21 protein-coding genes and 1 other annotated feature are annotated in these 23,172 nt (G+C 45.3%); of the genes, 9 read left to right on the top strand and 12 right to left on the bottom strand.

All coding sequences use genetic code 11. The features are described from left to right. Positions 1 to 93: 93 nt before the first annotated feature. Positions 94 to 1,413 carry a dicarboxylate/amino acid:cation symporter gene (locus ACED42_RS19430; protein ID WP_012604345.1) on the bottom strand — a complete coding sequence of 440 codons (1,320 nt, stop codon included), beginning with the start codon at positions 1,411 to 1,413 and terminating at the stop codon, positions 94 to 96. A gap of 410 nt (positions 1,414 to 1,823) precedes the next feature. Between ACED42_RS19430 and ACED42_RS19425 the strand changes: the two genes are divergently transcribed. Together ACED42_RS19425 and ACED42_RS19420 are read left to right on the top strand one after the other, a co-directional pair. Then, the gene (locus tag ACED42_RS19425) at positions 1,824 to 3,230 is read left to right on the top strand and encodes a nodulation protein NfeD (RefSeq protein ID WP_371703821.1); all 1,407 of its coding nucleotides are present in this window, start codon (positions 1,824 to 1,826) and stop codon (positions 3,228 to 3,230) included. Between the two features lie 69 nt (positions 3,231 to 3,299). Further along, the gene (locus tag ACED42_RS19420) at positions 3,300 to 4,097 is read left to right on the top strand and encodes a slipin family protein (RefSeq protein ID WP_004729804.1); all 798 of its coding nucleotides are present in this window, start codon (positions 3,300 to 3,302) and stop codon (positions 4,095 to 4,097) included. 116 nt (positions 4,098 to 4,213) lie between these two features. Here ACED42_RS19420 and trpA read toward each other — a convergent pair whose 3' ends face one another. The 7 genes from trpA to ACED42_RS19385 form a co-directional block, all read right to left on the bottom strand. Further along, on the bottom strand, positions 4,214 to 5,020 hold the full coding sequence (gene trpA / locus ACED42_RS19415; RefSeq protein WP_017080965.1) for a tryptophan synthase subunit alpha: 807 nt from the start codon (positions 5,018 to 5,020) through the stop codon (positions 4,214 to 4,216). Then, complete coding sequence (gene trpB / locus ACED42_RS19410; protein WP_010438034.1) at positions 5,020 to 6,210, bottom strand: tryptophan synthase subunit beta; 1,191 nt, start codon at positions 6,208 to 6,210, stop codon at positions 5,020 to 5,022. Before trpB ends, trpA begins: the two co-directional genes overlap by 1 nt. A gap of 138 nt (positions 6,211 to 6,348) precedes the next feature. Next, positions 6,349 to 7,800, bottom strand: a complete 1,452-nt coding sequence (gene trpCF, locus ACED42_RS19405) for a bifunctional indole-3-glycerol-phosphate synthase TrpC/phosphoribosylanthranilate isomerase TrpF (protein ID WP_371703819.1) — start codon at positions 7,798 to 7,800, stop codon at positions 6,349 to 6,351. A 20-nt stretch (positions 7,801 to 7,820) separates the two neighbouring features. Further along, the gene (gene trpD, locus ACED42_RS19400) at positions 7,821 to 8,816 is read right to left on the bottom strand and encodes an anthranilate phosphoribosyltransferase (RefSeq protein ID WP_012604340.1); all 996 of its coding nucleotides are present in this window, start codon (positions 8,814 to 8,816) and stop codon (positions 7,821 to 7,823) included. A 9-nt stretch (positions 8,817 to 8,825) separates the two neighbouring features. Next, positions 8,826 to 9,470, bottom strand: a complete 645-nt coding sequence (locus tag ACED42_RS19395) for an aminodeoxychorismate/anthranilate synthase component II (RefSeq protein WP_102507490.1) — start codon at positions 9,468 to 9,470, stop codon at positions 8,826 to 8,828. A gap of 2 nt (positions 9,471 to 9,472) precedes the next feature. Continuing rightward, entirely contained in the window at positions 9,473 to 11,062 is a 1,590-nt protein-coding gene (locus ACED42_RS19390; protein ID WP_371703817.1) for an anthranilate synthase component 1, read from the bottom strand. A 125-nt stretch (positions 11,063 to 11,187) separates the two neighbouring features. Further along, positions 11,188 to 11,302 (bottom strand) — a sequence feature (Trp leader region). Then, positions 11,249 to 11,374, bottom strand: a complete 126-nt coding sequence (locus ACED42_RS19385) for a trp operon leader peptide (protein ID WP_009848753.1) — start codon at positions 11,372 to 11,374, stop codon at positions 11,249 to 11,251. It overlaps the preceding feature by 54 nt. Positions 11,375 to 11,494: 120 nt before the next feature. Here ACED42_RS19385 and ACED42_RS19380 point away from each other — a divergent pair, with 120 nt between their 5' ends. The 3 genes from ACED42_RS19380 (at position 11,495) to rluB (ending at position 14,228) form a co-directional block, all read left to right on the top strand. After that, positions 11,495 to 12,364, top strand: coding sequence for a PHP domain-containing protein (locus ACED42_RS19380; protein ID WP_371703815.1), 870 nt, complete (start codon positions 11,495 to 11,497; stop codon positions 12,362 to 12,364). Between the two features lie 55 nt (positions 12,365 to 12,419). Continuing rightward, positions 12,420 to 13,040 carry an L-threonylcarbamoyladenylate synthase gene (locus ACED42_RS19375; protein WP_009848751.1) on the top strand — a complete coding sequence of 207 codons (621 nt, stop codon included), beginning with the start codon at positions 12,420 to 12,422 and terminating at the stop codon, positions 13,038 to 13,040. 159 nt (positions 13,041 to 13,199) lie between these two features. Next, positions 13,200 to 14,228, top strand: a complete 1,029-nt coding sequence (gene rluB, locus ACED42_RS19370; protein ID WP_017104066.1) for a 23S rRNA pseudouridine(2605) synthase RluB — start codon at positions 13,200 to 13,202, stop codon at positions 14,226 to 14,228. Between the two features lie 197 nt (positions 14,229 to 14,425). Here the strand turns inward: rluB and ACED42_RS19365 are convergent, their stop codons facing one another. From ACED42_RS19365 to yeiP, 3 genes are all read right to left on the bottom strand, one after another. Further along, positions 14,426 to 14,917 carry an RNA methyltransferase gene (locus tag ACED42_RS19365; protein ID WP_004729783.1) on the bottom strand — a complete coding sequence of 164 codons (492 nt, stop codon included), beginning with the start codon at positions 14,915 to 14,917 and terminating at the stop codon, positions 14,426 to 14,428. Between the two features lie 86 nt (positions 14,918 to 15,003). Then, positions 15,004 to 15,333, bottom strand: coding sequence for an HI1450 family dsDNA-mimic protein (locus tag ACED42_RS19360; protein ID WP_017108380.1), 330 nt, complete (start codon positions 15,331 to 15,333; stop codon positions 15,004 to 15,006). 10 nt (positions 15,334 to 15,343) lie between these two features. Then, entirely contained in the window at positions 15,344 to 15,913 is a 570-nt protein-coding gene (yeiP, locus tag ACED42_RS19355) for an elongation factor P-like protein YeiP (RefSeq protein ID WP_009848748.1), read from the bottom strand. A gap of 137 nt (positions 15,914 to 16,050) precedes the next feature. On the opposite strand from yeiP, the gene ACED42_RS19350 reads away from it, so the two are divergent. Continuing rightward, positions 16,051 to 16,818, top strand: a complete 768-nt coding sequence (locus ACED42_RS19350; protein ID WP_371703812.1) for a nucleotidyltransferase domain-containing protein — start codon at positions 16,051 to 16,053, stop codon at positions 16,816 to 16,818. A gap of 148 nt (positions 16,819 to 16,966) precedes the next feature. Here ACED42_RS19350 and ACED42_RS19345 read toward each other — a convergent pair whose 3' ends face one another. Continuing rightward, entirely contained in the window at positions 16,967 to 19,330 is a 2,364-nt protein-coding gene (locus tag ACED42_RS19345) for a DNA polymerase II (RefSeq protein ID WP_371703810.1), read from the bottom strand. 426 nt (positions 19,331 to 19,756) lie between these two features. Here ACED42_RS19345 and uvrY point away from each other — a divergent pair, with 426 nt between their 5' ends. From uvrY to pgsA, 3 genes are read left to right on the top strand one after another with little or no spacing between them, the layout of a single operon-like run. Next, entirely contained in the window at positions 19,757 to 20,401 is a 645-nt protein-coding gene (gene uvrY, locus ACED42_RS19340) for a UvrY/SirA/GacA family response regulator transcription factor (RefSeq protein ID WP_004729778.1), read from the top strand. A 15-nt stretch (positions 20,402 to 20,416) separates the two neighbouring features. Beyond that, positions 20,417 to 22,249 (top strand): excinuclease ABC subunit UvrC, encoded by a 1,833-nt coding sequence (gene uvrC / locus ACED42_RS19335; protein ID WP_269335958.1) that lies wholly within the window; start codon positions 20,417 to 20,419, stop codon positions 22,247 to 22,249. Between the two features lie 46 nt (positions 22,250 to 22,295). Beyond that, positions 22,296 to 22,853, top strand: coding sequence for a CDP-diacylglycerol--glycerol-3-phosphate 3-phosphatidyltransferase (pgsA, locus tag ACED42_RS19330; RefSeq protein ID WP_012604331.1), 558 nt, complete (start codon positions 22,296 to 22,298; stop codon positions 22,851 to 22,853). Positions 22,854 to 23,172 lie beyond the last annotated feature (319 nt).

Raw genomic sequence — 23,172 nt, 5'->3', positions numbered from 1 at the left:
TAGTAAGACTCGCTACACTGTGCGATCTAAACACCTTAAATGATAGGTGTTGCCTCAATGAGTGGCTTTTTGGTCTTTAGGTTTCTAAGAAGTTTAAGCTTGTTGTTTCTCTAGCTCAGCTTCTTTCACTTCGTCTTTGATTAGAGAATCAACGATTACCGCACATGCTGCATCACCAGTGATGTTCAGAGCAGTACGAATCATGTCGAAGATACGGTCTAGAGCGAATAATAGAGGTAGACCTTCGATAGGGATACCAGCTGCTAGAAGAACCGCAACCACTAGGAAAGAAGGACCTGGAACACCTGCTTGACCAACTGCGCCTAGCGTAGAGGTTACGATGATAGCAACGTAAGCGCCCATAGACAGGTCGATGTTGAACAGCTGTGCAAAGAAGATAGCAACCAGGCCGTAGTAAATTGCATTACCAGACATGTTGATCGTCGCACCAAGTGGCAGAACGAATGAAGCCGTAGAGTTGCGAACGCCAAGTTCTTTCTCTACCGTTTCCATTGTTACTGGTAGTGTCGCCATTGAAGATGCTGTTGATAGTGCAACCGCTTGAGGCTTCTTCATTGCCACTAGGAACTTCTTAGCTGAAGTCTTAGTGAAGATTTGAATCATCAGTGGGTAAGCAACAAAGCCGAAGATAAGAATCGCAGCGATGTAAACAATGAACAGCTTGAACACGACCATAAGCGCGCCAAAACCAAACGTACCTACTGCTTCAGCCATTAGGCCGAATACGCCAAGTGGTGCAATGATCATAACTTTGTTGATCATCCATACCATAGCGTCAACGATAGCATTTACACCGTTGATGATAGGGTCACGTTTCTCTTTTGCTTGTTTAGAAATCGCAATACCAAAGAATAAGCAGAAAACGAGAATTTGCAGAATGTTTGCTTCATTCAGTGATTGGAAAACGTTGGTAGGGATCATGCCAGTGATGGTTGCCCAGAACGTTGGAAGTTCGCCTTTCGCAGCGTATTCTGAAGAGAACATACCTTCAACGCCAGAAACATCGATACCACGACCGGGTTCGAACACTTCACCCATTACAAGCGCTAGTGCCACAGCAAGTGCAGACGTTAGTGCAAAGTAACCCAGTGTTGTTACACCGACTTTACCAGCCGATGAGCTATTACCTAGACCTGCAGCACCTGAAATTAGGGCAACTGCGACTAGAGGAATCACCAGCATCTTGATCAAATTGATGAAGATAGCACCCAGTGGAGCGAACATTGTTGCGCTGTCACCCATCATCGCGCCGACTGCTGTACCGATGATCATTGCAATAACGACTTGAATGCCAATATTGCTTAGTAAACTCTTTTCTTTTAACACTTCCATAACCTCTGTGCTACTAAATATAAAAATCCCAGAATTACTCACCAATGAACGATGTGCCATTGGATAAATATTTCGCGAAGAGTTTTACACGTATCCTTTACATTTATCAATATGAGCAGAGGTGAAAGTCTCTTAAAAACAGCAGGTGAATGGCTATTAGATGTTTTTTCACACCAAAGCAAACGTTTTCTTTGGTTTTTCGTTGTTCGGTTATTTGTAAGATTTATAAAAGTGTTTTTATTGATCGCTTTGTGAATGGATTGTGCTTCGCGTCGCTTGCTTACTTTTGTTAACATTTAATCCATATCTTTGCGTTTTTTCTATACAGATTAATCTGGCTGAAAATGATAAAGCTTGTTGTGGGAAATTTAGCCTGAACTATGCTTAAGGTATCTATTTATTACCAAGATGTTACCTCTGCGCTTTAAATAAAACGTCTATCTAGCATCTCAGTTGTAAGGAGAGGGGCTATGACTTTTATATTAAAGTACTTGTTTGCGTTTCTTCTGTTGTTCAGCTCTGTGTTCGCTCAGGCCGATGATGTCTGGGTGATTGAGGTGAACGGAGGGATAGGTCCGGCGACCAGTGATTACCTCACTAGAGAAATAGAACAAGCTCACGATGAGCAAGCAAAACTCATCATTTTGAAAATGAATACGCCTGGCGGGTTAGATTCGTCGATGCGTGACATTATTCGATCCATCACCACCTCACCGATTCCAGTCGCTACTTGGGTTGGGCCTGCGGGTTCGCGAGCAGCGAGCGCCGGAACCTATATTTTACTTGCCAGCCACGTTGCTTCCATGGCGCCCGGAACTAATCTAGGTGCAGCAACCCCTGTGTCTCTTGGCGGTGGCAAAGCGCCGACTAATCCCTTGTCGCCTCAAGACGATACCAATAAAGACGATAGCACTTCTGCGAGTGAGCAAGACGCAACCAAACAAGAGAACTCAGACCAAGTAAAAGCCACCACAGCGATGGAAAAGAAAGTCATTAATGATGCAGCTGCCTACATCGTCAGTTTGGCTAAGCTGCACAAACGTAACGAAGAATGGGCAGAAAAAGCGGTGCGAGAGGCCGCAAGTTTGGATTCTGAGAATGCACTCTCGCTTAACGTGATTGATTTTATTGCCAGCGACCTTCAGCAATTGGTTGAACTGAGCAACGGACGCGTCATCACCATCAACGGTGTCAGTCAGGAAGTCCAACTGAGTGATGTTTCTTTTGTCGAGCGAGAACAAGACTGGCGCTTTAGTTTGCTTTCGGTGATCACTAATCCAAATGTTGCTTACATTCTGATGCTAATCGGTATCTATGGTTTGTTGCTTGAGTTCTATAACCCTGGCGTCGGCTTACCGGGTGTATTGGGCGGCATCTGTCTGTTATTAGCGATGTACTCCTTACAAATGCTACCGGTGAGTTACGCGGGCCTTGCTTTAATCCTATTGGGAATTGCCTTAATGGTGGCAGAGGCCTTTAGCCCGAGCTTCGGGATTTTCGGTTTGGGTGGCGTCGCCGCATTCACATTGGGCTCGATCATGCTGATGGATACCGAAGTGCCGGGTTATCAAATCGCATTGCCGTTAATTATCGGTATTAGCCTATTCTCTGTCGCTTTTATCGTTGTAACTATCTCTATGCTAGTCCGAGTGAGAAACAAGCCGGTGACTACGGGGATGGAAGCGGTTGTCGGCGACACTGGCAAAGTGGTAAGCGGCTTCCCCGGTGCGGGTCGAGTATTGGTTGAAGGGGAGATATGGCAAGCCAAATGCGCGAGTGAATTGCAAGCGGGGCAGCTTATTAGAGTGACCAAACTGACTGGGTTGTTGTTGGATGTTGAGGCGTTGCCCGATGAGACATCATCGAAATCTAGCTAGCGCGACATGCTAGAACAAACTTGATTGAATTATTTATTGCTTAACCATCGTTACCATTAGGGGGCGGTTATGTTTATACACACTATAGGTATTGTCATTGTGCTCGTTATCTTGCTGATAGCCAGCATGTTCAGAGTGCTGCGCGAGTACGAGCGTGCAGTGGTGTTCTTCCTCGGGCGCTTTTACGGCGTCAAAGGGCCGGGGTTGATTATCATCATTCCTTTCATTCAACAAATCGTAAGAGTGGATCTACGAACTATCGTGTTGGACGTACCAACACAAGATTTGATCACACGCGATAACGTGTCAGTGAAGGTGAATGCCGTGGTCTATTTTCGAGTGCTGGATCCGAAGATGGCGATCAATAACGTAGAGAACTACCTCGAAGCGACCAGTCAACTGTCACAAACAACGTTGCGTTCAGTATTAGGACAGCATGAGTTGGATGAATTGCTGTCTGAGCGAGAAGAGCTCAATAGAGACTTGCAAGCGATACTGGATCAACACACCGATAACTGGGGGATCAAGATTGCCAATGTCGAGATCAAGCATGTGGATCTTGATGACAGTATGGTGCGAGCTCTAGCTAAGCAAGCCGAGGCGGAACGTTCACGTCGAGCTAAGGTGATCCATGCAACAGGGGAACTAGAAGCATCAACCAAGCTGAAAGAGGCTGCAGAGGTTCTTAATCAAGCGCCAAATGCGATTCAGCTGCGTTACATGCAAACACTAACAGAAGTGGCGAATGAGCGAACCTCTACAATCATATTCCCAATGCCCATCGATCTGGTCGAGAAGATAACCGACCCGATCAAAGCGACGCTCAATGAGGCTGCGATTAAGAAAGCGATGAAAGCTGATGAGTAGTTAGCGTGAATGACGAGTTATAAAAAAGGCTCCACAGTTGTGGAGCCTTTTAGTATTTGAATCGCTGGTTTTATTTAACGACCATTGATTACGAACGTCTATTTAATGACCGTCGATTATTTCTGCGTTGCCGCTTTCATTGGCGTAACAAACTCCGCAAGTGCTTTAAGCATTGCTTCTGGTTGTTCAACGTTGTTTTCAATGATTTTCACAACCGCTGAGCCAGAGATAGCACCTGCAGCGCCCGCTACAATCGCTTCTTTCACTTGTTCAGGAGCAGAGATACCGAAACCAAGCAGTGCTGGTGGCGCATCAAACTTGTTCAAACGATCAAGTAGGGCAGTTACAGGCATGTTTGCTTTTGTTTCTGCACCCGTTACGCCTGAGCGAGAAAGTAGGTATGTGTAACCGCCACCTAGCTCAGAAACTGATTGAAGTGTTTCATCGCTTGCTGTTGGCGGAGCAATAAAGATTGGGTGAACTCCAAACTTCTTCGCAGCAGCAACAAATTCGCCGCTTTCATTGGTTGGTACATCAGCAATCAATACTGAATCGATACCTGCTTTTGCGCAGCGTTCGTAGAAGTTCTCAATACCACGTGCGTAAACCAAGTTCGCGTACATCAGTAGGCCGATTGGCAGCTCTGGGTATTTAGCGCGAATTTGACCAATAAGATCAAAACACACATCTGGCGTTACTTTAGAATCTAAAGCACGAATGTTTGCGCCTTGGATTGTTGGGCCATCTGCAAGCGGATCAGAGAATGGAATACCAAGCTCAAGTGCATCTGCACCCGCTTCAACCAAGGTTTCCATGATCTTAAGTGATTGCTCAGGGTTGGGATCGCCAACCGTTACGAATGGTACAAATGCGCCCTGATTCTTTTCAGCTAAGCGAGTGAAGAGTGATTGATAGCGATCCATTATAATGCTCCTTTCTCTTTAAGAATGTCGTGTACAGAGAAAATGTCTTTGTCACCGCGACCAGATAAGTTAACGACTAATAGCTGTTCTTTCTCTGGGTCGTCGTGAGCCATTTTTACAGCGTGAGCCACAGCATGAGATGACTCTAGTGCTGCGATAATACCTTCTTTACGTGCAATCAATTGGAACGCTTCTAGCGCTTCGTCATCGGTCACGTTGTCGTATTCAGCACGGCCAATCGCATTTAGGTGCGCGTGTTGAGGACCAACTGATGGGAAATCTAGACCCGCAGATACAGAGTAAGACTCTTCTACTTGGCCGTTCTCATCTTGCATCAGTGGGGCTTTCATACCGAAGAAAATACCGGTTTTACCGTGTTTAAGCGGCGCGCCGTGTTGGTCAGTATCAATACCTTTACCAGCAGGCTCTACACCGATTAGGCGAACAGACTCTTCTTCAATGAAATCAGCGAACATGCCGATAGCGTTTGAACCACCGCCAACACAAGCGATAACGGCATCAGGAAGGCGACCTTCACGAGCTAGAATTTGGTTTTTCGTTTCTTCACCAATCATGCGTTGGAAATCACGAACAATCGTTGGGAATGGGTGAGGACCCGCTGCAGTACCCAATAGGTAGTGCGCGTCTTCATAAGTTGCAGACCAGTCACGTAGCGCTTCGTTACATGCATCTTTTAGCGTTGAAGAGCCAGAATGAACAGGGATAACCTCTGCGCCCATCAACTTCATGCGGAATACGTTCGGGCTTTGACGTTCAACGTCTTTTGCACCCATGTAAACGCGACACTTAAGGCCTAGTAGAGCACAAGCAAGCGCTGTTGCAACACCGTGTTGGCCTGCGCCAGTTTCAGCGATGATTTCTTGCTTACCCATACGTTTAGCAAGTAGCGCTTGGCCAAGTACTTGGTTTGTCTTATGTGCGCCGCCGTGAAGTAGATCTTCACGCTTTAGGTACAGTTTGGTTTTTGTACCTTTAGTCAGGTTACGCGTTAGCGTTAGTGCCGTTGGACGACCTGCGTACTCTTGCAGAAGCGTCATGAATTCACTGCGGAACTCAGGATCGGCTTGTGCATCAATAAATGCTTGTTCTAGTTGGTCTAGTGCTGGGACTAGGATCTGCGGTACGTATTGACCACCGTATTCACCGAAGTAGGCATCGAGTTTAGCCATTGTGTTATTCCTTCAATTCTATTGGAGTGTCTTCACACCAAGTCATTTAATCTTGTTTGAGCTTCGCAAAAGGCAAAGCTCACAAATATGTTTTTAGTTTCCGCTTTCTAGCTCTGGTTTTTGCTTCTAGAAGCCAGACTAGTAATTACGAATCGCTGCAAAAGCGCGTTGCAGCTTGTCTGCGTCTTTTTTACCAGGAGCGGATTCAACGCCAGAGTTTAGGTCTAATCCTAAGCAGCCCAACTTAGCCGCTTGGTTAGCATTTTCTGGGCTTAGACCTCCTGCCAACATGATTGCGCTTTGGTTGTTGATTAAGCTCCAATCGAACGCTTGGCCAGTACCACCCGTTTGAGAACCCACTTTAGTATCTAGCAGGTGACGAGTCACGTTGCTTTTCAGTAATTCTGGTAGCGCACTTTCAGCGCCGTTTTCAGCACTGCAAGCCACACCGTAAGCTTTCCAAATCTCAACGTTTTCAGGTAGTGATTGTTTTAACTCATCGACAAATGCTTGAGACTCATCACCGTGCAGTTGCACAGCGAATAGGCCTAGCTCAGATACCGTTTTCGTAACATCTGCTACGCTGTGGTTTTGGAACACGCCCACGTAGTTCAGCGGTGCGCCGCTCATGGTTAAACGAGCCGCTTCGATATCCACATGACGCTTAGACGCTTCAACGAAAATCAGACCACCGAATACCGAACCTGCTTGATACGCTTTCGCGGCATCGTCAGAGTTAGTTAAACCACACACCTTGTTTTCACCGAGTGTTACTTTGCGCACTGCGAGTTCAAGGTTCTTCTCTGCCATTAAAGAGCTGCCGATTAGGAAGCCGTCTGCAAACGTTGAAAGGTCACGAACTTGTTGATGTGTGTAGATGCCAGACTCTGAAATCACGACTGCGTTTGGAGCCAGTTCGCGAACCTGCGGAGCCAACTCTTTAGTACGGTTCAGATCAGTCGAAAGGTCACGTAGGTTACGGTTATTAATACCGATCACTTTTGCTTTTAAAGCGACTGCGCGGTGAAGCTCTTCTTCGTTACTGACTTCGGTTAGTACACCCATATTTAGCGAGTGAGCAACTTCAGCAAGTGCTTGGTACTCTTCATCATCTAGTACCGATAGCATTAGCAAAATTGCGTCAGCTGAGTAGTGACGAGCTAGGTAAACTTGGTAGGTATCAACCATGAAGTCTTTACACAGGATTGGCTGCTTAGCAATGCTGCGAACCTTTGGCAAAAACTCAAAGTCACCTTGGAAGTATTTCTCGTCTGTCAGCACTGAAATCGCGTTGGCGTGGTTGTTGTAAACCGATGCAATGTAGTCCAAATCAAACTCGTCACGGATTAAACCTTTTGACGGTGATGCCTTCTTACATTCAGTGATGAAAACGGTTTGCTCGCCGCTCAGTGCATCATAAAAGCTGCGGTCTGTTGCAGTTAGTGACGCTTTAAACTCGTCCAGTGGTTGAGTCTGCTTACGCGCTTCAACCCATTGGTATTTATCACGAACGATTTTTGCTAGTACTTCCGCCATTTCAGCTTCTTTGACTGAAACGTGGGTCGACAATTTATCGGTAGTCTGTGTCATGTTCTTTGTCTCGTCGTTCGTTAGGCGTGTGCAGCAAGCTTTTGTACAAGCTCGTACGCTTTGCCAGAGTTCATTGCGTCAATCGCTTGCTGTGCGTTGGCTTTTAGATCTTCGTGACCAAATAGACGCATCAATAGAGCAACGTTCACGGCTACTGCGCCAACTTGGGCTTCAGTGCCTTTACCCGTTAGGATATCGGTTGTGATTGCTTTGTTTTCTTCTGGCTCGCCGCCCTTGATTGCTTCAAGAGGGTGAGTGTTCAAACCAAAGTCTGCCGGTGTCACTGTGTATTCGTGAATTGCGCCGTCTTTGATTTCAGCAACGATGGTTTCGCCATGAATAGCCACTTCATCAAGGCCGCTACCGTGCACAACGGCAGCACGCTTCATGCCCATTTGCAGCATGGTTTCCGCGATAGGGCGTACTAGCTCTTTGCTGTAAACACCCATTAGCTCGATGTTAGGGCGAGCAGGGTTAATCAGTGGGCCAAGGATGTTGAAGATAGTACGTGTTTTCATAGTTTGACGAACAGGCATCGCGTGACGCACGCCACCGTGGTATTGCGGAGCAAATAGGAATGCTACGCCAAGTTCATCAACAGCCGTACGTGTATCTTCCGCGGTCATCGCTAGGTTAATGCCGAACGAGTCCAGTAAGTCAGAAGAACCTGATTTGCTCGATACACTGCGGTTACCGTGTTTTGCGACTTTTAAGCCACACGCTGCTGCTACAAATGCAGAAGTTGTAGAAATGTTGATGGTGTTGTGACCGTCGCCACCTGTACCTACGATGTCTGCAAAATCGTAATCAGGACGTGGGAACGGGTTTGCATTGGCAAGCAGTGCTTTCGCTGCGCCAGCGATTTCATCAGGCGTTTCGCCTTTGATTTTTAATGCAGTCAGAGCCGAAGCCATCAAGATTGGGTCTAGCTCACCCTTGATGATCACATCAAACAATTGTTGGCTTTCTTCTTGAGTAAGAGACTGCTGTTCGTAAAGTTTATTAATCTGTTCCATGATCGTTTCCTAGTTAGTCTTTTGGTCAAGAGTCGCTGTCTTCTCAAGGGGAGAGCTTTTCTCTAAATGAATAGGTTTCTCAAGAGCCCATTCGATAGCGTTCGCCAGAAGCGTTGCACCGTAGGTCGTCATAATTGATTCAGGGTGGAATTGGAATCCACAAACCTTGTCTTGTTCTTGAACCACAGACATTACCAAATCATCGACTTCAGCTGTCACTGTTAAGCTATCAGATACATGCGTTGCTACTAAAGAGTGGTAGCGAGCGATAGCCAGCGGCGAAGGTAAGCCTTGGTAAGTCGCATGATTTTGGTGTTCCATCATCGACACCTTACCATGAATGATTTCGCCAGCGCCTGCAACGGTGCCACCGTAGGCTTCAACAATCGCTTGGTGGCCTAAGCAAATACCAATCATTGGCACTTTGCCTTTTAGTAGCTGAATCAGCTCAGGCATACAGCCCGCATCAGCCGGAGCACCAGGGCCTGGCGAAAGCAGTGCAACAGGGTTGTCTAGTTCGTTGATCGCCGCTTCAACAACCTTTGCAGGAATGTTGTTACGGTAAATTTTCACGCTGTGACCTAATGAACGGAACTGGTCTACAAGGTTGTAAGTGAATGAGTCGAAGTTATCGATGAATACAATATCAGCCATGATTACGACTCCTTCTTATTTGAGATGTTCTTAGTATGTGCAGCTTGAATCGCAGAGATGACCGCTTGAGCTTTGCCGCGAGTTTCATCTGCTTCTGCTTGTGGGTCAGAGTCGAACACCACGCCCGCGCCTGCTTGCACTTGTGCTACGCCATCTTCAACGTAAGCAGAGCGAATTACGATACAAGTATCTAAAGTGCCTTCACCGGTTAGGTAACCGACTGCACCGCCGTAGCTACCACGGCGCGTTTTTTCTACATCACGAATAAGCTGCATTGCACGGATTTTTGGTGCGCCCGTTAGCGTACCCATGTTCATACAAGCTTGGTAAGCGTGTAGGGCATCTAAATCTTCACGTAGCTGACCTACAACACGAGAAACCAAGTGCATCACATGGCTGTAGCGGTCAACTTTTAGCAAGTCTGCTACGTGGCGAGTGCCAGCTTCTGCAATACGTGCCACATCGTTACGTGCTAGGTCAACCAGCATCATGTGTTCAGCGTTTTCTTTCTTGTCGGTACGTAGTTCAAGTTCGATACGGCTATCTAGGTCGAAATCAATTTGACCATTCGGGCGCTTACCACGACGACGAGTACCAGCAATTGGGTAAATTTCAATTTGGTTGGTTTCAGTTTCGTACTTCAGAGCACTTTCAGGAGAAGCACCAAACAGAGTAAACAGCTCGTCTTGCATGTAGAACATGTAAGGGCTTGGGTTACTTTGCTTGAGTTCTTTGTAAGCAGCCAGTGGAGCAGGGCAAGGCAGTGTGAAGCGGCGTGAAGGTACCACTTGGAATACGTCGCCTTTTACTACGTATTCTTTTAAGTCACGAACCGTTTGGCAGAAGTCTTCATCTGAAACGCTTGGTACAGCTTCAACGTTGTTGAGCGGCGTGACTTCTGTGATGGCTTTCAGTGATTGACACTGAGTTTGAATATCAGCTAAGCGCTCAGTTAGCCGTACTTTGATGCTGTCATCTTGAGCGAACAAGCTCGCATGAAGTAGGCCTTCGTTCTCTTGATGGTCGAAACGCAATAGTGTCTCGGCAACGTAGAAAACAAAGTCAGGACAATTGTTGGTTGCTTCAGCATCACCTAGCGGTTCAAAGTTCGCCACGATGTCATAAGCGAATAAGCCCGCCATGAATAGTGCGTGTTTGTTATCTGCGTCTTGCTCAAAGCTGTGCTGCACTAAACGTAGAGCATCGAATGAAGAGGCTTCTCTTAAACGTGAGTCTTCATCTACTTCGTTGCTTGGCTCGATAAAAGTCAGCGTCAAAACGTTATCAGTCAGGTCAGATTTAATTTCTGCTTTCACATTTTGAGTTAGGTGTTCGATAAGCGCTTGACCGTTTTCAGTCAATGCTTGAAAGGTTACTTCATGTCCGCGACATACGATGCGAACAGCAGAGTCGATAAGGAGTAGGCTTGTCAGGTTCTGTTTAGATTCAATCTCAGCAGATTCCAACAACAGACTGTCTGTTTTGTTTTCACACAAAGTATGAAAAACGCTGGTTGGATCTTGCGAGTAAGGAACGGAAGAATTGATGACCTCAATGGTTCCCAGCTTTTTGATTTCAATGGCCTTGTTCACAAGACCTCCTTTATGATTCTTTAAATTTCCTGTCGTACATAGTCGCATAAAGATACTGTTCACCCAATCTAGAATATGGTCAATTCGTTGATTTGTTAGTCAGTTGAATGTGAGATGTTCGACAAATTAAAAAGCCCGCTATGAAAGCGGGCTTAGTGATAACTTTTTTATAAACAAACTGTTTAACTAGAAGTACACGTTAGCCCACCAAGAACTTGTCCAAGTGCGCCACCAATTAAGCTCTGAACTTGCTTCTACTGAAGAAAGTTCTAAAACTTTATCTTTATGGTTTTGGTTAAATTCTTGTAACATAGTGAACCTATCAAATGTGATACTTCGTATTTGTGTACTAGTTAACTAGTTTTGCGCTTGCAGGTCAAGTGCGTTGACACAAATATAACGATAAAAATTGAAAACAATGAAAAAGAATATATGAGAATTGATCTACATAGTCATACAACAGCCTCAGATGGCCGACTTACTCCACCTGAACTGATTGACCGAGCGCTAGGCTTTAACATCGAAGCGTTAGCGATTACAGATCATGATACGACTGATGGGCTTGCAGAAGCACGCAGCTATATTGCTGATAACAATCTTCCTATTCAGTTGATTAACGGCATCGAGATCTCAACCGTTTGGCAAAACAAAGATATCCATATTGTTGGGTTAAACGTCGATCCTGAATCACCAGAATTGAAAGCGTTAATTGAACAACAGAAGCAACACCGTGTTGGACGTGCAGAGATGATTGCTCAACGTCTTGAGAAAGCGACTCGTGAAGGTGTGTTAGAAGAGGTTAAGTTGATTGCAGGTGATGCACCAATTACTCGAGCACACTTTGCGAAATGGTTAGTCGACAATGGTTACGCGAAAACCATGCAGCAGGTGTTTAAAAAGTTTCTTACGCGCAACAATCCAGGTTATGTGCCGCCAACATGGTGCTCAATGAGTGATGCTGTCACGGCTATTCATGCGGCTGGTGGTCAAGCGGTATTAGCTCACCCTGCGCGATATGGCCTTACCGCCAAGTGGGTTAAACGCCTTCTCGCTGCATTTGTTGAAGCAAATGGTGACGCTATGGAAGTCGCTCAGCCTCAGCAAGCGCAACAAGAAAGACGCACACTTGCGGATTATGCTATACAATACAAACTATTAGCCTCCCAAGGCAGTGACTTCCATTATCCATCTCCGTGGATGGAACTTGGACGTAATCTCTGGCTACCTTCTGGGGTCGAAGAAGTATGGAAAGATTGGGAGTTTCAAACGGTTTCACCAACTGATACCGATGACAGTATTTAGGTGAACCAGCTCCTTCTGATGATAGAGTCGAGAGATTCGATAACGAGGATCAACAATGAGCCAGTTTTTTTATGTACACCCAGATAACCCACAAGCGCGCTTAATTACTCAAGCGGTTGCGATTATTCGCAATGGCGGCGTTGTGGTTTATCCAACAGATTCAGGTTATGCACTGGGTTGTCAGCTTGAGAATAAACAAGCACTCGAACGCATCTGTAAAATTCGTCGAATCGATGATAAGCACAATTTCACTTTGTTATGCCGTGACCTTTCTGAGTTGTCACTGTATGCACGAGTAGATAACGTGGCTTTCCGTCTGCTTAAGGCGCACACGCCAGGTGCTTACACGTTTATTTTCAAAGCAACAAAAGAAGTGCCAAAGCGTTTGATGAACGCTAAGCGTAAAACGATCGGTATTCGTGTACCAGACAACAAAATTGCGCTAGATCTTCTAGAAGCAATGGGCGAGCCATTGATGTCGACGTCTCTGATTCTTCCGGGTAACGAGACCACTGAATCGGATCCTGAAGAAATTCGTGACAGCCTAGAGCATGCGGTTGATGTCATTTTGAATGGCGGCTACTTAGGTGAACAACCAACCACGGTTATTGACTTCAGTGACGATGACGCCGTTGTTTTACGTCGTGGTGCCGGTGATCCAGCGCCGTTTGAATAATAGCGTTACTGATTAACAGTCTGTAACGAAACAGCAAACCTGCCAGAGTAAATAACAAGTGCTTTTTGGCAGGTTATTTGCGATAATACGCGACCGCGATTTGGTCGCGAAAAATTCATTCGACGTCTGTGAAGACGACAATTAGGTAGAAAAGAGTAAATGAGCGAAAAATTACAGAAGGTTTTAGCGCGAGCTGGTCACGGTTCTCGTCGTGAACTAGAAGGTTTAATCAAATCTGGTCGTGTAAGTGTTAACGGTCAAGTTGCGAAATTGGGTGAGCGTCTTGAAGACGAGAACTCAGTGATCCGTATCGATGGCCACACTATTACAGGCAAAGCCTCTGAAGAAGTGGTTTGTCGTGTACTTGCTTACTACAAACCTGAAGGTGAGCTTTGTACTCGTCACGATCCTGAAGGTCGCCGTACTGTTTTCGATCGTCTACCTAAGATCCGTGGTTCTCGTTGGATTTCAGTTGGTCGTCTTGATGCAAACACATCGGGTCTTTTGCTTTTCACTACTGATGGTGAACTTGCAAACCGCCTAATGCACCCAAGCCGTCAGGTCGAGCGTGAGTACCTAGTACGTGTGTTTGGTGAAGTGACTGAGCAAAAAGTTAAGAACGTGACTCGTGGCGTTCAACTTGAAGATGGTATGGCTCGTTTCGAAGACGTGGTTTACGCTGGCGGTGAAGGTATGAACCATACTTTCTACGTAGCGATTAACGAAGGTCGTAACCGTGAGGTTCGTCGTCTTTGGGAATCACAAGAAACAACAGTAAGCCGTCTGAAACGTGTACGTTACGGTGATATCTACCTTGATAAGAAACTGCCTCGTGGCGGTTGGAAAGAGCTAGATCTTCAAGAAGTAAACTACTTGCGTGAGCTTGTTGAACTTCAGCCAGAAAAAGAGACACTGTTGGATCTTGATCCTGCAAACACTTCTCGTAAGCGTGAGCGTTCTCGTAGCCAGAAAATTCGTCGTGCTGTTAAGCGTCACGAAGAGCGCGCAAATGCTCCTAAAGGCCGTAGCAACCAGACTAAGCGTAAGAAGCCTGCAACTCGCGGTACTACAACACCTGATTCAGGTCGTAGTGCTCCAGCGACCAATGGTAAACCTCAGTCTACCAAAAAGCCTAAACTGAACAACGGACGCCCGGCTAAACCGGCTAAGCCAAGATCACGTAAGTAATTACACCAGTAGTTGCTACAGTTCTTAAGCTTAATCCAACGTTTCGAATACTAAAAAACCTGCTAACTTAGCAGGTTTTTTTTCGTCTTGAATATGGCGCAGTTCAAATCATGTGGAAGTGCTTACCAAGTAGAAACGATTAACCAGGTAGAAGTGCTTCACTAGCTAGGGTGACTAGCTATGGACTACGATTGGTTTTAGGTCACTTTCAAATGATTAGAAAAGTTATCACCCTTCGCCATGCGGTCATACAAAATGACATTGACCGCAGCAGCAAGGTTCATGCAGCCATTAGTCGGAACATAGATAGTTTCACGACAGAAGTCCGTGATCTCTTTTTTCAGAGTCCCATCTTCAGGGCCGAAGATATAAAAAGCACGAGGTGGGTGCTTATAATCAGGCAGAGGCTTAGCGCCTTCTATCAAATCAACCGCGATTGGTACGCAGCCAACTGGAATAATGTCTTTCAGGTCTTCAACACCAATTAATGGTAGCTCAAGGTGCTTTTCTTTGGTGTCGGTATGAAACTGTCGAGCGTGGTCATAACGGGTGCCAGTATAAAATACAGAGTTTGCTCCGTAGCAACCAGCTGCTCGCATTACTGAGCCAACATTTTCAGGGGTTTTGGGGTTTACTAATCCAACACAGGCATAGCCTTTGGATAGGGTATCTGTCTTTGCTTTGGTCATAATTTTGTAGAGTTGCAGTTTAAAGTGATGAGGCTATGAAGTCGTAAGAAAACCAGCTCAGTACTCTGAGCTGGTTTAAGAAGAGCCTAGTCGCGTTTCCACAACATGTGACAGAACTTGTGTTCAGGGTCACGGCTGATCAGTAGACGAGCGAATACGTCATCTAAGACATCATCAGCTTCATTTACAAGACCAATGCGTACTTCAGCGTAGATCTCTTTGTCGACTTCAAAGCCAACATGTTCAACCCAATCGTCACCAGTTTCAACAAGTTCTGCAGCGCCACGATCTTCAAACTGAGCCGTGAATAAGATCACGTCTGCAGGTTCAAGATTATCAGCAGCCATCTCTAGAAAGATGTCGTATGCAGTGTCAATTGCGTCGTCGTAAGACATTAGGTTGTTAGCTTCGGTCATAATCAGTATCTTAGCTTGCGCGGTTCATGTATTTACGTTCAGCTGTGTTCACAACAACTTTGTCGCCAGTTGCAATGTACTCAGGAACTTGAACAGTAAGGCCTGTAGAGAGACGAGCTGGTTTAGTACGAGCTGAAGCAGATGCACCTTTGATTGAAGGGTCTGTTTCTTCGATTACTAGCTCAACTGAAGTTGGTAGCTCAAGAGTCGCCGCAGTACCGTCGATAAGAATCGCGTACATACCTTGCGTATCTTCGTTGATGAATAGCAGTTCGTCTTCGATCATTTCACCGTTGAAGATGAACTGTGTGTAATCTTCGTTATCCATGAAGATGTACTCGTTGCCATCAACGTAAGAGAACATCACTGCACGCTTAGTTACGTCGATCGTTTCAACGATTTCGTCAGCCTTGTGACGAACTTCTGTTTTAACGCCAGTTGCTACATCGTGACCACGGAAGCGGTAAATCTTTTGACCGCCACGGCCACCTGGTGTTGTTACTTCGATATCTTTAACTAGTACTGTTTTGCCATCAACATTGATCGCAAAACCTTTTTTAATCTCACTTGCTCTAGGCATTTTGTGTTTGTCCTTATTGGGTCTATCCGGTGATTATATCTCGTAGACGCTATAAATAGGAATAGCTTGAATCATAAAGTCACCTAAGCGATCATAGAGAGACAGTTAAATCATTATTTTATTTACCGAAACGACCTATGCAGCTATCTGTTATTGACCCAACACAGCCATTTCAACCTGAATTTCAACCTGTGGTTAACGATCTGATTACCTTTCTAAAAGGTGGGTTAGGTTCTAATCTGCACAGTGTCTATGTTTATGGCAGTTTGGCACGCAAACAAGCCGTTGTCGGTCGCTCGAATCTAGATGTGGTTGTGGTTACCCATCGTCCTTTCCCAGATCAACGAACCACGCTGCTGAATACCATTAAATGGCGCTTCCAAAAGAGCTTCCCTCAGGTCACTCAAGTGGCGATCAAAACCACCTTGGTGAGCGAGATAGTTGATTTCGACAATATCTTTACGTGGGGCTTCATGCTTAAGCATTTAGCTGTGTGTGTGCATGGTGAAGATTTATCAGACTGCTATGGCGATTTCGAAACGAGTTGGGAAATTGCCAAACACTGGAATATGGACGCGGAGAATTGGTTAGCGGTTTATCGTAATAAGATTGCCCGAGCAACAACGCCAGAGCAGCAAGTCGCCGCGCAAGTGATTATTGCCAAGAAGCTTCTGCGAGCCAGTTACTCTTTGATCATGTACCGAGACAAGAACTGGTTCGATGCGCCTATGGAGTGTGGTCAACAGTTCTTGAGATATCATCCAGAGAAAGAAGTTGAGATTCAAAGGTTGGGTATTCTGCTGTCTGGGCGTGCGATTCCCAAACGTTCAGTGATAGGGATTCTTGATGGTTTTGGTGAATGGTTGGTTAAGCAGTATCAGAAAACTGAGTTTCGAATCGGGTAGGGGTCGTAAGCTATCAAGATCGTAAGCTATCCATTGATATGAAAAAGCAGAGCGAGTTAAGCACTCCTCTGCTTTTTTCGTTTTAATGTCTGGCTCGAGTTTTAATAGATATCTCGAGTCTAATGTCGTGTCGAAAAGAGAATTAAATCTAGAACAGGCCTAGTTGCTGCCCGCTGACTCTTTCAAAATCTAAACCAATGAAGGGCAAAATCGCTTCTGCGACCGGTTTAATCTGCTTGTCGATGTAATGTTGATAATCGATACCACTCTTTAAGTACTCCTTGGGCTCAGGGCCACTCAGCGTAATCAAATATTCAATACGTCCTTTGTTTTGGTATTGAAGTGGGCGACCAAGCTGGGCATTGATCTCATCGGCTAATCTTGCTGCGCGAACCTGTGGCGGAATGTTCTTCTGGTATTCATGCAATTTACGGCGCAAGCGCTTTTGATAAACCAGTAGGTCATCGTGTTTGCCTGCGGATGTTTCATCGACAAACTGTCTAACATAATCACTTGGATCTTGGTCGTGAAAGACCATCTCATACAAGGTTTGCTGGAACTGTTGTGCAAGGGGCGTCCAATCGGTTCGGGCACTTTCAAGGCCTTTAAAAATGATCTTCTCTTGGTCACCTTGGTTGATTAAGCCTGCATAACGTTTCTTCGATCCTGTCTCAGAGCCTCGAATGGTCGGCATTAGAAACTTGCGGTAATGGGTTTCGTATTCCAATTCAAGTATCGAGGTGAGGTTGTAGATCTCTTTCAGGTGATTCGTCCACCAGTCATTGATGTAAGCCACAAGGGAGTGACCAATCTCGTCTGCTTGTTCTTGCTCAAAACTGCCATTAAGAGACACGAAAGTTGAATCGGTATCTCCGTAAATTACTTGATACCCTTTATCTTCGATCAGAACCTTGGTTTGCTTCATTATCTCATGACCACGCATGGTGATAGAGGAGGCTAAGCGAGTATCGAAGAAACGACAACCAGAAGAGCCAAGTACACCATAAAAGGAGTTCATGATGATCTTAATCGCTTGAGAGAACGCTTTTTCGTTGTTCTTCTTTGCAACGTCACGTGCTGCCCACAGGTTTTCGATCATCTCTGGTAGAAAGTGCTTAGAGCGGTGGAATTGACCGCCACGGAACCCAGCTACTGCTTGGTCTTCTTCAGAGCCTAACTCTAACTTTAGTCCTTCAATCAGGCCCATCGGGTCAATCAAGAAAGATCGAATGATCGATGGATACAGGCTTTTAAAGTCGAGTACCAACACCGAGTCATAAAGGTTGGGAATCGAATCCATCACATAACCACCGGGGCTAGCGATCCAGTTCTCAGGCTCTAAGTTCGGCGCGACGTAACCTGCTCGGTGTATTTGAGGCATGTATAAATTAGTAAAGGCCGCAACAGAGCCACCAACACGATCCAGCTCGACACCGGTTAATCGAGAGCGCTCAATCGCGAAGTCGAGTAGGTGAGTGTGTTCGAAGATGCGATTTACTAGCACGCAGTCTTGAAGGTTGTACTTGGCGAGCGAAGGCTTATCGAACTTAAACATCCGGTTTATCTCATCCATGCGGTCGTGAACGTTATGGATGTCTTTGCCTTCGCCGAGTAGCTCTTGAGATACCGATTCAAGAGACCAAGAGCGGAAGTGGTAGGTCGCTGTCTTGAGCATATCGATACCATCCAAGACAACGCGGCCTGGAATCGTGATAAAACCTTGCTGATTTTGAGCGGAACTGCGGAAAAAGCTCGGTTGATTGTCGCGACCGATACTGAGTTTCACTTCGTTCCATTCCGAACGCTTGTGCAGCAGTCTAAAGTCGAAATCAATGACATTCCAACCGATGATGATGTCCGGGTCAAACTCGGAGAACCACGCAATCATAGCTTCAAGCAGCGCTTTCTCGTTGGTAACCCATTGGATATTGGTATCTGCTTCTTGTGGATCGCCAATCATTATCACTCGGCTATCCATTGGACTGTCTAGGCCGATGGAATAAAGCACACCTTTTTCCGAACACTCAATATCAAGCGAAACCACAGACAAGTTTGGCAAGTAATCGCCAGCTCGGCATTTTGCGTTCGATACTCTGCGATGCTGTCTTTTTGAAGTGATAGTGCCTGTGAATTCGATACTGCCCTTGATAAAGCGTTCCATCAGATATCGATCGGCGAGTCGAATATCGCTTTCAAAGATCTGAATTTCTTCGCTGTGAAAGGCTTGCGCTAAACCAAAGCTACTTCTCGACAGAGAGGTGTAACATGCGGCGAGAGGTGTTTGCTCGAATGTTGCTAGCTCTAAAGGCTTTAACTGGCAATTGATAGACTCTTTCGCTGCGATAGCCTGACATGCTTCAACATCAGTTTGCGCGACAAAAAATACAGGCTTTTCATTTTGAATAGTCAGTAGCGTAGGGCCTTGAGGGGTGCTTAACCACAAGTCGATTTGTGTGCGCCCTGAAAAGTCTCTTGCTTGTCTTGTGAGTACAAAGCCTTGCTGAATATCCAATGTAGTAACCTATTGAAATTGGGAATCGAATACTACCACCTAGCGACCCTCAGCGCATAACAGGCAGCAAAAATACTAACTAAATTCTAGTTAACAGAGGCAAATAACGGGACTCTATAAGCAAATAAGTGAAATTGTCGCGAATGGCTATTCAATGGTATTGAAAATATCTTTATCTTGTGTAATTTTATTGGGTGTTGTTTTAACTGGTTGATTTTTAGAAAAAGCTTGTTGTTTTAGTTGGCTTATTTGTTAATAAGTACTTGCTAAAGTTCGTGTTTCAGCACATATTCAACAGAGCTTTTTTTTAGTAATTAAGTTAAGATGTACTCAATGCTGCGATTCACTGTTCCTTTGTTCAATTGTTTCAAACAGATGAAATGACACAGTGGTTGCAGAGCCAATTAATAGTGTGGAGATACAAGTTTGATAAATGTTTTCCTTGTAGATGATCACGAGCTGGTTCGCACAGGGATACGACGTATTATTGAAGACGTCCGTGGAATGAACGTAGCAGGGGAAGCTGAAAGCGGTGAAGATGCTGCAAAATGGTGTCGTACTAACAATACTGACGTTATTTTGATGGATATGAATATGCCTGGTATTGGTGGCTTAGAAGCAACCAAGAAAATCTTGCGTTTCAACCCTGATGTTAAAATCATCGTTTTAACTGTTCATACGGAAAATCCGTTTCCAACTAAAGTGATGCAAGCTGGAGCTGCTGGTTACCTTACTAAAGGGGCAGGTCCGGATGAAATGGTAAATGCAATTCGAGTGGTTAATAGTGGCCAACGATACATTTCGCCAGAAATTGCGCAGCAGATGGCTTTGAGCCAATTCTCGCCTGCGTCTGAAAATCCATTCGCAGACTTATCTGAACGTGAGCTTCAAATCATGATGATGATTACCAAAGGTCAGAAAGTGACGGATATTTCAGAACAACTCAATCTAAGTCCTAAAACAGTCAACAGTTACCGCTACCGCTTGTTCAGTAAGCTGGATATCAGTGGCGATGTAGAGCTGACGCATTTAGCGATTAGACATGGAATGTTAGACACTGAGACCCTTTAACACTGAGATCGTATAGTGACCAACTTGTTTGACTCAGTCTCATTCCTCAAGACAGTAACAGAGCAGCCCGGCGTTTATCGAATGTATAACGCCGAGGCTGTTGTTATTTACGTCGGTAAAGCTAAGAACCTCAAAAAACGCCTTTCCAGTTATTTCCGTAAAAAAGTCGACAGTGAAAAAACACGCGCTTTAGTCAGCAATATTGACAAGATCGATGTCACTGTAACGCATACGGAAACAGAAGCGCTCATCCTTGAGCATAACTACATCAAGCAGTACTTGCCTAAATACAACGTACTTTTGCGTGATGATAAGTCGTACCCTTATATTTTTATTAGCGGTCACAAGCATCCTCGTTTGTCGATGCATCGTGGTGCTAAAAAGAAAAAGGGCGAATACTTTGGTCCTTACCCTGATTCCGGCGCTGTGCGTGAGACGTTGCACCTACTACAAAAAATCTTTCCTGCTCGCCAGTGTGAAGATACGGTTTATGCCAACAGAACGCGCCCGTGTTTGATGTATCAGATTGGCCGTTGTGCTGCGCCATGTGTCAGCTCAATCATCTCTGATGAAGAGTACAGTGAACTTATCGACTACGTTCGTTTGTTCTTGCAAGGGAAGGACAAGTTAGTCCTTGAGACGCTCATCGAAAAGATGGACACAGCAAGCCGAGAGCTTCGCTTTGAGCAAGCTGCCGCGTTCCGTGACCAAATCCAAGCGATTCGACGCGTGCAAGAACAACAATATGTATCCGACGACTCAATGGAAGATATGGACGTGTTGGGCTTTGCTCAAGAGAATGGCGTAGCGTGTATTCATATCTTGATGATTCGCCAAGGCAAGGTTTTAGGCAGTAGAAGCCATTTCCCGAAAATTCCCAACAATACGGTGCGAGAAGAGGTTTTTTCGAGCTTTTTAAGCCAATATTATTTGGCGCATAATGAAGCGAGAACCATCCCAACGCGTTTGATTCTCAATGCCGATTTGATGGAAGATATCACACCGATTCAAGAAGCCTTGTGTGAAGTGGCGGGTCGTAAGATTCACTTCAATACCAACCCTTCAGGTATTCGAGGTCGTTACCTTAAACTCTCGAATACCAATGCATTGACGGCTATTACCACCAAGATTAATCACAAGATGACCATTAACCAGCGCTTTAAAGAGCTTCAAGAAGTGTTGTCGATGGATGCTATCAAGCGCATGGAATGTTTCGATATCAGTCATACCATGGGTGAAAGCACGATTGCGTCTTGTGTGGTGTTCAATCAGGAAGGCCCTGTTAAGCCGGAATACCGCCGTTACAACATCACTGGCATTACCGGTGGTGATGATTACGCGGCAATGGCTCAGGCGCTTGAAAGGCGTTACTCGAAGCAACTTGATGTCGATAAGATCCCAGACATCATTTTTATCGACGGTGGTAAAGGTCAGCTCAACCGCGCTCATGAGATCATTTCTCAATATTGGGGTGATTGGCCATTTCGACCAAGAATGATGGGTATAGCCAAAGGGGTTACGCGTAAACCGGGTTTAGAAACCTTGGTGACTCTTGAAGGCGAAGAGTTCAATTTACCCAGTGATGCGCCAGCGTTACACCTTATCCAACATATTCGTGACGAAAGCCATAATCATGCTATTGCCGGGCATAGAGCAAAACGTGGTAAAACGCGTAGAACCAGTGCACTGGAAGGAATTGAAGGGGTAGGGCCTAAGCGTCGTCAATCTTTGTTGAAATATATGGGTGGCTTACAAGAACTTAAGCGTGCAACTGTCGAAGAAATAGCCAAAGTGCCGGGCATTAGTCATTCTTTGGCAGAAAACATTTATCAAGCATTGAAACAATAGTAAAAATCCCGCACCATTAAAGCGCAATTGATAAGAGCCTAATAATATGCGTTTGAATATACCTAACATTTTGTCCTTACTGAGACTATTTTTAATCCCAGTATTCGTTGTTGTTTTTTACCTACCTTATGAATGGGCTCCTTTTGCTGCTGCAATGGTGTTTTGGGTAGCGGGTTTTACTGACTGGCTAGATGGCATGCTGGCTCGTAAACTAGGACAAACGTCTCGCTTTGGTGCCTTTATTGACCCCGTGGCGGATAAGGTGCTCGTTGCTACTGCTCTTATCTTAGTTACCGAGCATTATCACTCGATCTGGGTGACTATTCCTGCTGTGACCATGATTGGTCGTGAAATTATCATCTCGGCGCTTCGTGAATGGATGGCTGAAATCGGCAAACGTGCAAGCGTTGCGGTATCTTGGGTTGGTAAAGTGAAAACCGTTTCTCAGATGTTTGCTCTTTGGGTACTTATCTGGCGATACGACGACTGGATGGTTTGGGTGGGTTACATTGCACTCTATGTTGCAACCGTTCTTACTTACTGGTCAATGGCGCAATACTTGATGGCCGCCAAAGATGATTTGTTAGACGAAAAACACCATTGATGAAGAAGCGAGCTGAGGCTCGCTTTTTTGATCTTTAACCTAAGGTTAAATTATCAATAGTGGATATCTAATGTGATATAGATCTCCTTTGAATAGCCTGTCCACAAAGTGCTTTGCACACAAAGTCAGCTATTTAGCCTGTTTCGTATAAAATCTATTCAAACGAATTAAAAATACAAAAATAATATTGACTCAAACGCTCGAATCCGTAGAATGCATCCCGTACCCAAGAGGATGGCAATAAGCGATTCGATTGGAGTTATTAAGGCGCCTTGGCAGAGTGGCTATGCAGCGGATTGCAAATCCGTGGACCTCGGTT

The sequence above is a fragment of the Vibrio sp. FF145 genome, assembly GCF_041439075.1.
GTDB lineage: Bacteria > Pseudomonadota > Gammaproteobacteria > Enterobacterales > Vibrionaceae > Vibrio > Vibrio tasmaniensis_A.
This window is presented reverse-complemented; position numbering and strand designations above follow the sequence as displayed.

Coding starts and splice junctions, on each gene's coding strand:
- ACED42_RS19365 (WP_004729783.1), bottom strand. CDS start 14,917: ATGACCAAAGCAAAGACAGATACCCTATCCAAAGGCTATGCCTGTGTT.
- ACED42_RS19420 (WP_004729804.1), top strand. CDS start 3,300: ATGTTTATACACACTATAGGTATTGTCATTGTGCTCGTTATCTTGCTG.
- trpCF (WP_371703819.1), bottom strand. CDS start 7,800: ATGACACAGACTACCGATAAATTGTCGACCCACGTTTCAGTCAAAGAA.
- ACED42_RS19430 (WP_012604345.1), bottom strand. CDS start 1,413: ATGGCACATCGTTCATTGGTGAGTAATTCTGGGATTTTTATATTTAGT.
- yeiP (WP_009848748.1), bottom strand. CDS start 15,913: ATGCCTAGAGCAAGTGAGATTAAAAAAGGTTTTGCGATCAATGTTGAT.
- trpD (WP_012604340.1), bottom strand. CDS start 8,816: ATGGAACAGATTAATAAACTTTACGAACAGCAGTCTCTTACTCAAGAA.
- trpA (WP_017080965.1), bottom strand. CDS start 5,020: ATGGATCGCTATCAATCACTCTTCACTCGCTTAGCTGAAAAGAATCAG.
- ACED42_RS19350 (WP_371703812.1), top strand. CDS start 16,051: ATGCAGCTATCTGTTATTGACCCAACACAGCCATTTCAACCTGAATTT.
- ACED42_RS19375 (WP_009848751.1), top strand. CDS start 12,420: ATGAGCCAGTTTTTTTATGTACACCCAGATAACCCACAAGCGCGCTTA.
- ACED42_RS19425 (WP_371703821.1), top strand. CDS start 1,824: ATGACTTTTATATTAAAGTACTTGTTTGCGTTTCTTCTGTTGTTCAGC.
- ACED42_RS19360 (WP_017108380.1), bottom strand. CDS start 15,333: ATGACCGAAGCTAACAACCTAATGTCTTACGACGACGCAATTGACACT.
- pgsA (WP_012604331.1), top strand. CDS start 22,296: ATGCGTTTGAATATACCTAACATTTTGTCCTTACTGAGACTATTTTTA.
- rluB (WP_017104066.1), top strand. CDS start 13,200: ATGAGCGAAAAATTACAGAAGGTTTTAGCGCGAGCTGGTCACGGTTCT.
- ACED42_RS19380 (WP_371703815.1), top strand. CDS start 11,495: ATGAGAATTGATCTACATAGTCATACAACAGCCTCAGATGGCCGACTT.
- ACED42_RS19395 (WP_102507490.1), bottom strand. CDS start 9,470: ATGGCTGATATTGTATTCATCGATAACTTCGACTCATTCACTTACAAC.
- trpB (WP_010438034.1), bottom strand. CDS start 6,210: ATGGCTAAACTCGATGCCTACTTCGGTGAATACGGTGGTCAATACGTA.
- ACED42_RS19385 (WP_009848753.1), bottom strand. CDS start 11,374: ATGTTACAAGAATTTAACCAAAACCATAAAGATAAAGTTTTAGAACTT.